A 10,325-nucleotide genomic window follows, 5' to 3' on the forward strand; every position below is an offset into this window, starting at 1 on the left:
GCCTCATTTTAAGGCTTGGAGGTGTCTACGAAACTAGGGGCGATTCAGGGTATGCAGAGCCGGCAGTATACAGCAAATCAACCCTTGATCGGGACTCAGTGTCAAGCCCCACGAAAATTTAATGCTGAAGGAGAGGTAGCTGAAGAGTTGGTTTTTTAGCAAAGTCTAATTTGTAGATACGGCTCTGTTACGTGTGGCAATGGTGAAAGCCGTAAGCATCTCGCGAGACCCGCTTAGAACTCGAACTGGTTTTCGCTGAGGTTGGTACATCATTATGAAACCAAGTTCTGATCCACTCGCAGGGCTAGCCGCGTATGCCTAAGGAAGGCCATCGTTTAGCCTATATACCGTTTGCTCCAAAGTATTTGGTTTTGTGCAGCAATCATTTTGGGAGTGATGAATATTGTCAGCCGAAAGTAGTGTAAAGGCCGTCACGACTGACTCCCCTTGGGCGGTTTTTCTGGTGTTTCTGCGCCTAGGGCTCACCTCCTTCGGAGGCCCGATTGCACATCTAGCTTACTTTCGCGAAGAATTTGTCGCTCGACGCCAATGGCTGAGCGAGCGTAGCTATGGGGATTTGATTGCTCTGTGCCAGTTCTTGCCGGGGCCCGCCAGTAGCCAGGTTGGAATAGGTTTAGGACTATCTCGTGCTGGGTTTCCTGGAGCAGTAGCTGCGTGGGCAGGCTTCACATTGCCTTCGGCAATAATCCTGGTTTTATTCGCTCAGGGTATGTCCTCGTGGGGAGGGGCGCTTCCGAGCGGTCTTTTACATGGTCTTAAAATTGTCGCGGTGGCTGTCGTTGCTCAAGCCGTCTGGGGAATGGGCCGCAGTCTTTGCACTGATGCCCCTCGAATAACCGTCGCCGTGTTTGCTGCCTATGCTGCACTGCTTTGGCCGCATGCCTGGGGGCAGATCGGCGTGATTTTCTTCGGCGCTGTCATAGGAATGATGCTCTTCAAAACCGATGAAAGCCAAACTACGGAGTCTTTGCCCATATCGGTGAGCAGAAAAGTCGGCGTGGTGTTGTTGCTGCTGTTCTTCGGCCTTTTAGCTGGCCTGCCATTACTGATTCAAGTGTGGCCCTCTCAAGCGTTAGCTGTGGTAAATGCCTTTTTCCGTACTGGGTCATTAGTTTTTGGAGGTGGGCACGTCGTGCTGCCGCTGCTTCAATCAGCTACCGTGCCGAACGGATGGGTAGCCAATGACACATTTCTTGCCGGATATGGTTTAGCACAGGCCGTACCGGGCCCGCTTTTTACCTTCGCAGCATTTCTTGGCGCGTCCATGAATGCCCAACCTTCTGGTTGGCTCGGGGCTACCGCGTGCGTCCTAGCAATTTTTGCCCCTTCTTTCCTGCTCGTAATCGGCGTTTTGCCATTCTGGGAGCAACTGCGGAAAAGCTTACGCACCCAAGCTGCACTTTCAGGCGTAAACGCAGCAGTTGTGGGCCTTCTTCTGGCGGCCTTGTATAACCCTGTCTGGACGAGTGCCATATTCACTCCTACAGACTTTGGCTTGACGCTGATAGCTCTCGTGGCCTTGATGTTCTGGAAGGCTCCTCCATGGTTGGTAGTCTTGGCTGGAGGCCTCTTCGGATGGTTACTCAGCAGTGTATTTTGAGGCCGGCTAAACGATACCGTCAGGACGAGTTGCTTCGCGCACGATTACAGTGTGCTGAGCTGTTGATGCAGCCGATGGATTTGATGAGCCTAAGGGGCAGAACTGAGAGCATGTATTGCGGCCCTAATTTCGCGATAAACCTTCTGTGGTCTTGAGCTAGGACTATACGAAAGACAAGCCCCCAAGTGAGGTACACAGATTTCAGGCCGCTCTTTTTTCTAATGGCCTAATGGCGAAAGCTGACCAGGAAAAGGTAGTGTTCAAATTCTTACTCATGGACGTCCTACATGCCTGTCACAATTCGCGCTGCAGTGGTGGCAGATGCACAAGCTATCCAGTGCATTTACGCTCAGATAGTTTCGACAACGGCGATCTCGTTCGAAGAGATCCCGCCAAGCGCTGAGGAAATAGCTCAGCGAATAGCCACCACACTTCAAACATATCCCTACCTTGTGGCCGAAGAAGATGGGGAGGTCAAGGGCTATGCCTATGCAAGCCAGCACCGCGCACGCCCGGCCTACCGATGGGCAGTTGACGTGACGGTATACATAGCTGAATCGGCTCGCCGTCAGGGTGTTGGCCGTGAGCTCTATGAGACCTTGCTTCCGATTCTTGAGAAGCAGAGATTTCGCGCAGCGTACGCCGGAATTGCACAGCCCAATGAAGGAAGTGTGGGCCTGCATGAGTCGCTGGGGTTCGTCCACATCGGCACATATCCGGAGGTAGGCTTCAAGCTTGGGAAATGGCACGACGTCGGCTACTGGCGACTCGGGCTGTGTCCGGCAACTCCTCCACTGGAGCCTATTCTCTTTCCTTAGCTTGAAGTCGCATCACAGTAGGCACACTCGATTTGCGTCGCGAGACATCAGGGTTCGCTAGTGAGATAGCTTTGGACTTGGTTGACTACATCCCGAGCGGTGCGGGTTACTCCGATCAATGTCGCAGAGGCGAGCCCCGTCCAATCGCCGTAACCCACCAGCCACAAATTGGGTGACGCAACACTTCGATTTTCGTCCACAGCCACTTTACCGTCCAGGCCTACAACGCCCAGGCTGCTCAGGTGGTCGAGCGCGGGAGAAAATCCCGTGCACCAGATGACAACGTCCAACTTTGTTTCGTCTCCTGATGACCACACAACGCCTGTCGAAGTGAAGTGCGTGAATGGCCGTACCGCTCTCAATACACCGCGTTCACGAGCGTCTTTCACCGATGACACCATTACGATGTCGCCCAACCCTCCAGCGGGCTGCTCAGGCTCCACACCATCCTGTTGCGCCTTCAATCGAGCTGTAGCTCGTTCGAACAGGACGCGCCCATCAACCTCATCAGGTAGAAACTTTGGGACTTCTTGAGTTACCCAGGTTGTCTGAGCCACTTTGGAAACCTCGGCGTAAATCTGGGCTCCCGAGTTGCCACCACCGACGACAAGGACAGTTTTCCCCTCAAACTCATCCGGCCCAACGTAATGAGCGGAATGAAGCTGCTGCCCTAAAAACAACTCCTGTCCGGGATAGCTTGGGATAAATGAGCGGCTCCAGGTGCCTGTTGCACTGATAACCGCTTTGGCCTCCCAGGCTCTGTCCTCGGAGACAACCCGTAATCCGTCTTCGATTTTCTCGACACGGTTTACCCGCGTGGATCGGATGATGGGAAAGTCATATCGACGCTCGTACAGAGTTAGATAGTCGATAACATCGTCCAGCCCAGGAGTCCCCTCGGATACTGCTGGCATGGGCCAGCCGGCAATTGAGCTCCAAGCAGACGGCGAGAATAGTCGGAGAGAATCCCACCCATGCCGCCAGGCCCCTCCCGGTGCTGACTCGGCGTCGAGTAATACATAGGAAAGGCCTGTACGCCTCAAGAAATAGGCTACGGTGAGCGCGGATTGGCCACCGCCAATGACCACTACATCAAATTTCGAGTTTTGATTCACCAGCATCCCCCCAGGCCCATCTGCTTTACATCGGTTTAAACCCTGCGGCCATTCTCATCAATGACGACTTGTCCGTCTTCTTTGACGAAGCTGCCGCGCTGCTCTTGCGGCAGAAGGTCGAGGACTGCCTCTGACGGTCGACACAAGCGTGTGCCCAAGGGCGTCACGACGATGGGGCGATTGATCAGGATGGGGTGAGCCATCATGGCATCGATGAGCTGATCATCAGTAAGTGACGTATCGCCCAGTCCCAACTCCTCGTAAGGAGTGCCTTTGATGCGAAGCAGGGCCCGCATCTCAATACCCATATCCTTGATCAACCTGACAAGCGTGGTGCGGTCAGGTGGGGTCTGTAGGTACTCGATAACAGTCGGCTCTTCTCCGCTGTTGCGGATCAGCTCCAAGGTGTTGCGAGAGGTGCCACATTGCGGGTTGTGATAGATCGTGATCTGGCTCATACAGTTTCCTCGCACTGACGTTAGATGGAGCGCTGGTTGACGCGTTTGGAAAGCTCTTCGGCGGACTCTTTGCGCTCGGAGTACCGATCAACCAAATAATCCTGGCGATCCCGCAACAGCAGGGTGAACTTCATCAGCTCTTCCATCACGTCCACGAGTCGGTCGTAGTACGAGGACGGCTTCATACGACCTGCCTCGTCGAACTCGGTAAATGCCTTGGCCACCGAAGATTGGTTTGGGATGGTGAACATCCGCATCCATCGGCCCAGTACGCGCAGCTGATTGACCACGTTGAAAGATTGGGAGCCGCCGCAGACCTGCATCACTGCAAGGGTTTTGCCTTGCGTAGGCCGTACAGCGCCCATCGCCAGCGGTACCCAGTCAATTTGGGCTTTGAATACTGCGCTCATGGAGCCGTGACGCTCAGGGGAGCACCACACCTGCCCCTCAGACCATTGCATCAGCTCGCGCAGCTCAGCGACCTTGGGATGTGTATCGGGAGCGTCATCCGGCAGCGGGAGACCTGATGGGTCAAAGATCTTGGTTTCGGCGCCAAACTCTTCCAACAAGCGGGCTGCTTCCTGAGTCACCAGCCGGCTGAAAGAGCGCTCTCGCGTCGATCCGTACAAAAGCAGAATTCGAGGCTTATGGAGCGAAGGCGTACGAGGTGCCAGTTGCTCCAACGAAGGAATGTCGATCAGGTCGGCGTGAACGTTCGGCAATGTCTCTTGCATACAAACTCCTACGGCGGCGCCTGATTGGGGGCCGCCTCGGTTGGTCTTTAAAGCGAACCGATGCGATTCAATTCAGCTTTCAACTGGTCAGTGCTGATGGTCTTCAGTGGCAGCGCAAGAAATGCGCTCACGCGTTCGTGAATTTTGGCTAGTGTGGTTTCAAACGCAGCGGTGATCTCGGCTTCCGACCCGCTAGCCTCAGACGGGTCGGCCAGCCCCCAATGCGCCTTCAAAGCTGGCCCGAAGAAGATTGGGCATGCCTCACCTGCAGCCCGGTCACAGACAGTGATCACGATGTCTGGCGGCGAGCCTTCAAAAGCGTCCGAAGCCTTGCTGCTTAAGCCCGCAGTAGAGATACCCGCCGCCTCCAGTGTCTGCAGTGCCCTTTGATTCACCCGGCCACTGGGAAAGCTTCCTGAGCTGACAGCTTCTACGCCCTCGGGCGCCAAGTGGTTGAAAAGCGCCTCGGACAGAATGCTGCGGCAGCTGTTGTGGGTGCACATGAACAAGACTTTCATCAGAAGATTCCTTGATTCAGAAACTGAGGCGCAATGCCAGGGCAGACAAGGTGGCGACGAGGATAGGCAAGGTCAGCACGATCCCAGTCTTGAAGTAGTAACCCCAACTGATCTTGATGTCCTTCTTGGCCAGCACATGCAGCCACAGCAGCGTGGCCAGACTGCCAATTGGAGTGATCTTCGGGCCTAGATCGCAGCCAATGATGTTGGCGTACACCATTGCTTGCTGTACGACGCCATCAACTTCGGCGGCTTGGATGGATAAGGCACCAACCAGAACCGTGGGCATGTTGTTCATGATCGAAGACAGCAATGCTGTTAGCAGCCCTGTACCCAGGGACGCGCCCCAAACGCCATAACCGGCGAACACGTTCAGGATCTGCGCGATGTGGTCGGTCAGGCCGGCGTTCTTCAGGCCATAGACGACCAGGTACATACCCAAAGAAAAAATCACTACTTGCCATGGGGCCTCTTTGAGCACCTTGCTTGTGTTGATGGCGTGACCACGAGCCGCGATGACATAGAGAATGAACGCACAGACCGCTGCAATGGCGCTGATTGGCACCCCCAACGGCTCAATGACAAAGAAGCCGATCAGGAGTAGTGCCAGCACCCACCAGCCGGCTACAAACGTGGCCCGGTCGTGGATTGCCTCGTCCGGATTGTTCAGTTGGTTGAGGTCATAGGTCTTTGGTAAATCTTTGCGGAAAAACCACAGCAGCATGGCTAATGTCGCTGCCACGCTGACGATGTTTACCGGCACCATGATCGAAGCATATTCGTTGAAGCCGATATCGAAGTAGTCGGCAGAAACAATGTTGACCAGGTTGGAAACCACCAGCGGTAAGCTCGCCGTGTCGGCGATAAAACCGGCTGCCATGACGAATGCCAAAGTAGCCGCAGGAGAAAAACGCAACGCCAGCAACATCGCGATCACAATGGGTGTGAGGATCAATGCTGCTCCGTCATTGGCGAACAGGGCCGACACCGCTGCGCCAAGCAGGACGATAAATGCGAACAGCTTGCGGGTGCTTCCGCCTCCCCATCGGGCCACATGCAGCGCAGCCCATTTAAAAAAGCCTGCCTCATCAAGCAGCAAACTGATGATGATGACCGCGATGAAAGTTCCGGTAGCATTCCAGACGATGCGCCAGACCTCGGGTATGTCTGCAAGAGTAACGACGCCTGCCAGCAACGCCACGATGGCACCCAACGTGGCACTCCAACCAACTCCGAGCCCTTTGGGCTGCCAGATGACGAGCACGATGGTGGCGATAAATATCAATACGGCAATCAGCATTTCGTTAATCCGGTTGGGCGTGAATCAGCTGCACACGGCCTGGTTGATCGGACGGTCGTTCATACCGCACAGGCGTTTAGTCTCGGTTTCCAGCCATTGCTGATTGGCGTCTACGACTTCTTTCAAAACCGCAGTTACCCACGCAGGCAAATCGGGGTTCAGGCGGTAGTACACCCACTGACCTTGCCGGCGATCCATCAACAAACCAGCAGAACGCAGCAGGGCCAAATGACGAGAAATCTTCGGCTGGTTCAGGTCGAGTGCCGCCGTCAGCTCGCAGACACACAGCTCGCCTTCGCTCACGACAAGCAGGGAAATTTTGGCTCGGGTGTCATCCGCCAAGCACTTGAATAACGTGGTGGGGTTCATGGGTTCTGTCATAGATCCTCCAGGTGTTTGGTCTTGACCAAAACGAAGAGCTTGATGCGCTCGTGGATGTCGTGGAGCGTGTGGCGAAATGCACCGGGATCATCGTTCGTTACTGGGTCAGGAAAGTCCCAGGCAATGACTTCACCTGCACTGGGCATTGGTAGGCACTCGCTGGCGGATTTATCGCAAAGAGTGATTACGTAATCGAATCGATCAGCTTGAAACTCGCTGATGGACTTGCTTCGCAGGCCCGTCGCATCGACTCCAACTGCCTCCAACGCCTGAATCGTGCGCGGATCAACCTCAGAGGGTTGGGATCCTCCGCTGAAGGCCTCGAAGCGCGGGTCGGTGTGACGCAGCAAAGCCTCTGCAAGCTGGGAGCGGGCTGAGTTGGCAACGCACACGAAAAGCACTTTGATAGCAGGGGTCATGACTAGACTCGATGCATATGGAAAATCGAATATACGCTTTGGCAGATATTCGGTAAAGCGAATATGATGACTACGGCTTCGGCTTGGGCCGTAACAGTCCATGCAAAGCAGCACAAAGGAGATGGAAGGATGGAGTGGGAGATGATGATCCAGGCAACGGAAATAGCCGGTGGGCAATGGCAGCGCTTTCGCGATGCACTGAAATCTGCTGACCTTCCATCAGACGATATTGATCTTCCGGGCCGAACCTTTTTTGAGTTCACGCTGGACAGTAAGACGGTCGCATGGGGAGGATTCGAAACGCATGGTACGGACGGGTTGCTGCGTTCCCTGGTCGTGGAGCCGGCATGCAGATCGAAAGGGGTTGGAGCTGAAATGCTTCGAGTCATTGAAGCGATAGCCGCCGGGCAGGGAATCGCTCGATTTCATTTGCTGACAACAACAGCGCCAGGATTTTTTGAGCAGCAGGGGTACGCAGTGCATCAACGGGGCTCTGCGCCGCCTCTGATCTCACAGACGGAGCAGTTTAGGGGGCTTTGCCCTGGCTCGGCTTGTTACATATGCAAGGCGTTACCGCTGGACGATGGCTGATTGTCGACGCTACCGATAACCTAGCAGCAGAAGGTTGGCCGATCATCCCATTGAGAAGTTTGGCACCTGGATTGAGGTGTTGCTCGTCAGTAGATAGGCACGGCCCTCTGGAGTGCTGGCAGGTCGTGCTTTGTCGACCCGACCTTTACATGTGCACGTACATGCACATATAGTCGCTACATGACCTTATTACTGAACCGAACCCAGGCAATCGAGGCCGCCATAGAATCGCTGGACGGTGCATTCTTCAAAGCCCTCTGTGAGCCACCGCGAATCGCAGTGCTGAAGCGCGTAATGCTACTAGGCCGTGCTGATGTCACTGAAATTGCGGCTGACTTACCTCAAGAGCGTTCGGTTGTGTCTCGCCACCTTCAGGTGCTACTAGAGGCGGGGATCGTTAGAGCCACTAAGGTAGGGCGCCAGATGTTCTATGAAGTGGACGGCCCAGCCATTATCAAGCGTCTAGAGGCCATCCTCATCCACACCAAAAGCATCGTTCCACTGTGCTGTCCAGGCGAAAAGGTCTGAGCCTTTTTTTGCATAAATACGTGCATGAGTGCGCATACATGAACATAAGCAGTCAGATGTTGGATGTTATTGTCATTGGTGCTGGCCAAGCAGGGTTGGCTACCGGTTGGCACCTGAAGCAGCACGGCTTCAATTTCCGCATTTTTGATGAGCAATCGCAGCCTGGGGGGAACTGGCGTAATTACTACGACAGCCTTGAATTGTTCTCGCCAGCAGCATATTCCTCTCTTCCGGGGCTTCCATTTCCTGGAGCAGCAGGCCACTACCCTTCTCGGGATGAAGTAGTGCGTTATCTGGAAGGTTATGCCGACTTCTTCCGGTTACCTATCCTTCAAGGGATTAGGGTCGCGAACGTAGGTCAGGAAGGCGAAGGATTTCGGATCACTGCAGCGAACGGACAAAGCTTTTGTGCGAGAGCGGTGGTCGTGGCCTCAGGAGCCTTCAGTCGTCCCTACGTACCCGATATCCCTGGGCTCAAGAACTTCAGCGGCACTCAGCTTCACAGTGCTCATTATCGGAATGCAGAAGCATTTAGTGGGCAACGCATCGTCGTAGTTGGCGCTGCTAACTCGGCTGTACAAATCGCTTACGATTTATCCAAAGTTGCAACCGTGACTCTGGCCACGCGAGAGGCGATTCGATTCGCGCCACAACGGATATTAGGAGCAGATTTTCATACTTGGTTGAAATGGACAGGCCTAGAGAAAACTAAGTGGCTAAACGATCAAAGCACGCCTGTACTGGACGACGGTACGTACAGAAAGGCTCTGAGATCCGGACGCTTCAATCAAGCAGCAATGTTCTCCGAGGTCACTTCAACAGGCGTTATTTGGGCCGAAGGGCAGCATGAAACCGTTGATAGCCTGATTTTTGCCACTGGCTATCGTCCGAACCTGCCATTTCTCCAAGGCCTTCCAGTAATGGATGAGCAGGGACGAGTGGCGCAGCGCGACGGGCGAGCCGTTCATGTTCCAGGCTTGTACTTTGTAGGCTTGCCCAAACAACGCAACTTCGCTTCTGCAACCCTACGAGGAGTGGGGCCTGATGCCGAACAAATACTTCGGTATTTGCTAAAGCGAGTTCGTAAGTTAGAAGCCGCCCCGACGCTCGTAACGCAAAACTGAGCCGCTGGCGTCCGAAAAAACAAGAGTCCGTAGCTAGTGAAAAACCTAGAAAGCAGCCAACGACCTATCAACCGATTCAAGCTTGTGTGGGCATTAGGCATCGCACAAATCCTTGCTTGGAGTTCGACCTATTACCTGCCAGCAGTTCTTGCAACACCAATCACCAAAGAAACAGGATGGTCAGTTACGAGCGTAGTGATTGGATTATCTTGGGGACTGCTGGTCGCAGGAGCTTGCTCGCCCATGGTGGGACGATGGATCGATCAAAGTGGGGGACGCCCCGTGTTGGCAGCTAGCTCGTTATTTTTGGCGATGGGTATGCTGTTGATGGGCTTAGCCAGTCACTTGGCCGTTTATTACCTAGCATGGACGCTGATCGGCGCGGGCATGGCTGCTGGCCTTTATGACGCAGCGTTTTCGACTCTCGGACGACTACTTGGCGACCACGCACGTGCCTCGATGACTGGTCTAACCTTGCTAGGTGGGTTTGCCAGCACCTTAGGCTGGCCACTGATCGCAGGCCTAGAGCACCAGATCGGGTGGAGGTACAGTTGCTTTGCCTTAGCCGCAATGCACCTGGTAGTTGGACTACCAATCCATCTTCTGACAATTCCCAGCGAGAAAGGCCCCCCAGCCGAATCTGCACCTCTTACAAGTCCCTCGTCCATTCCTAGGCTTTGTACGAAAAGTATTGCCGCATGCAACGTAGGCTGCAGGC

General features: G+C 54.4%; 13 protein-coding genes. 6 read left to right on the forward strand and 7 right to left on the reverse strand.

The window, feature by feature from the left end; all coding sequences use genetic code 11:
- Positions 1-400 precede the first annotated feature (400 nt).
- On the forward strand, positions 401-1,621 hold the full coding sequence (chrA, locus tag H096_RS29825) for a chromate efflux transporter (RefSeq protein ID WP_051422251.1): 1,221 nt from the start codon (positions 401-403) through the stop codon (positions 1,619-1,621).
- 287 nt (positions 1,622-1,908) lie between these two features.
- Positions 1,909-2,439: an arsinothricin resistance N-acetyltransferase ArsN1 family B gene (locus H096_RS29830; protein WP_033902846.1), complete on the forward strand. Its 531-nt coding sequence runs from the start codon at positions 1,909-1,911 to the stop codon at positions 2,437-2,439.
- Positions 2,440-2,486: 47 nt separating this feature from the next.
- On the opposite strand, the gene H096_RS29835 is transcribed toward H096_RS29830, so the two are convergent.
- The 7 genes from H096_RS29835 to H096_RS29865 are packed head-to-tail and all read right to left on the reverse strand — an operon-like array spanning position 2,487 to position 7,364.
- Positions 2,487-3,560 (reverse strand): ArsO family NAD(P)H-dependent flavin-containing monooxygenase, encoded by a 1,074-nt coding sequence (locus tag H096_RS29835; RefSeq protein ID WP_033902847.1) that lies wholly within the window; start codon positions 3,558-3,560, stop codon positions 2,487-2,489.
- Positions 3,561-3,589: 29 nt separating this feature from the next.
- Positions 3,590-4,012 carry an arsenate reductase (glutaredoxin) gene (arsC, locus tag H096_RS29840; RefSeq protein WP_033902848.1) on the reverse strand — a complete coding sequence of 141 codons (423 nt, stop codon included), beginning with the start codon at positions 4,010-4,012 and terminating at the stop codon, positions 3,590-3,592.
- A 20-nt stretch (positions 4,013-4,032) separates the two neighbouring features.
- Positions 4,033-4,746, reverse strand: coding sequence for an arsenical resistance protein ArsH (arsH, locus tag H096_RS29845; RefSeq protein WP_033902849.1), 714 nt, complete (start codon positions 4,744-4,746; stop codon positions 4,033-4,035).
- A 47-nt stretch (positions 4,747-4,793) separates the two neighbouring features.
- Entirely contained in the window at positions 4,794-5,264 is a 471-nt protein-coding gene (locus H096_RS29850) for an arsenate reductase ArsC (RefSeq protein ID WP_033902850.1), read from the reverse strand.
- A gap of 16 nt (positions 5,265-5,280) precedes the next feature.
- Complete coding sequence (locus H096_RS29855; RefSeq protein WP_033902851.1) at positions 5,281-6,564, reverse strand: arsenic transporter; 1,284 nt, start codon at positions 6,562-6,564, stop codon at positions 5,281-5,283.
- A gap of 24 nt (positions 6,565-6,588) precedes the next feature.
- A complete protein-coding gene (locus tag H096_RS29860; protein WP_032856860.1) occupies positions 6,589-6,945 on the reverse strand; it encodes a metalloregulator ArsR/SmtB family transcription factor in 357 nt (118 codons plus the stop codon).
- The gene (locus H096_RS29865) at positions 6,942-7,364 is read right to left on the reverse strand and encodes an arsenate reductase ArsC (protein WP_033902852.1); all 423 of its coding nucleotides are present in this window, start codon (positions 7,362-7,364) and stop codon (positions 6,942-6,944) included. The genes H096_RS29860 and H096_RS29865 overlap by 4 nt, the downstream gene beginning before the upstream one ends.
- A gap of 129 nt (positions 7,365-7,493) precedes the next feature.
- Here H096_RS29865 and arsN2 point away from each other — a divergent pair, with 129 nt between their 5' ends.
- The 4 genes from arsN2 to H096_RS33730 all read left to right on the forward strand — a co-directional run.
- The gene (arsN2, locus tag H096_RS29870; protein ID WP_033902853.1) at positions 7,494-7,955 is read left to right on the forward strand and encodes an arsenic resistance N-acetyltransferase ArsN2; all 462 of its coding nucleotides are present in this window, start codon (positions 7,494-7,496) and stop codon (positions 7,953-7,955) included.
- A 180-nt stretch (positions 7,956-8,135) separates the two neighbouring features.
- Positions 8,136-8,483, forward strand: coding sequence for a metalloregulator ArsR/SmtB family transcription factor (locus H096_RS29875; RefSeq protein ID WP_032856864.1), 348 nt, complete (start codon positions 8,136-8,138; stop codon positions 8,481-8,483).
- Positions 8,484-8,521: 38 nt separating this feature from the next.
- Positions 8,522-9,607 carry an NAD(P)/FAD-dependent oxidoreductase gene (locus tag H096_RS29880; protein ID WP_033902854.1) on the forward strand — a complete coding sequence of 362 codons (1,086 nt, stop codon included), beginning with the start codon at positions 8,522-8,524 and terminating at the stop codon, positions 9,605-9,607.
- A gap of 84 nt (positions 9,608-9,691) precedes the next feature.
- Positions 9,692-10,325 (forward strand): MFS transporter (locus H096_RS33730; RefSeq protein ID WP_346963009.1); only part of this gene is annotated, 634 nt, incomplete at its 3' end.

Origin of the sequence: Pseudomonas sp. FH1 (genome assembly GCF_000510895.2) — a bacterium.
Lineage (GTDB): Bacteria > Pseudomonadota > Gammaproteobacteria > Pseudomonadales > Pseudomonadaceae > Aquipseudomonas > Aquipseudomonas azotoformans_A.

Bases quoted from the DNA above. Each gene is read 5' to 3' on its own strand.
- arsH (WP_033902849.1), bottom strand. From the start codon at position 4,746: ATGCAAGAGACATTGCCGAACGTTCACGCCGACCTGATCGACATTCCT.
- H096_RS29835 (WP_033902847.1), bottom strand. From the start codon at position 3,560: ATGCTGGTGAATCAAAACTCGAAATTTGATGTAGTGGTCATTGGCGGT.
- arsN2 (WP_033902853.1), top strand. From the start codon at position 7,494: ATGGAGTGGGAGATGATGATCCAGGCAACGGAAATAGCCGGTGGGCAA.
- H096_RS29865 (WP_033902852.1), bottom strand. From the start codon at position 7,364: ATGACCCCTGCTATCAAAGTGCTTTTCGTGTGCGTTGCCAACTCAGCC.
- arsC (WP_033902848.1), bottom strand. From the start codon at position 4,012: ATGAGCCAGATCACGATCTATCACAACCCGCAATGTGGCACCTCTCGC.
- H096_RS29830 (WP_033902846.1), top strand. From the start codon at position 1,909: ATGCCTGTCACAATTCGCGCTGCAGTGGTGGCAGATGCACAAGCTATC.
- H096_RS29860 (WP_032856860.1), bottom strand. From the start codon at position 6,945: ATGACAGAACCCATGAACCCCACCACGTTATTCAAGTGCTTGGCGGAT.
- H096_RS29875 (WP_032856864.1), top strand. From the start codon at position 8,136: ATGACCTTATTACTGAACCGAACCCAGGCAATCGAGGCCGCCATAGAA.
- H096_RS29850 (WP_033902850.1), bottom strand. From the start codon at position 5,264: ATGAAAGTCTTGTTCATGTGCACCCACAACAGCTGCCGCAGCATTCTG.
- H096_RS29880 (WP_033902854.1), top strand. From the start codon at position 8,522: ATGAACATAAGCAGTCAGATGTTGGATGTTATTGTCATTGGTGCTGGC.
- H096_RS29855 (WP_033902851.1), bottom strand. From the start codon at position 6,564: ATGCTGATTGCCGTATTGATATTTATCGCCACCATCGTGCTCGTCATC.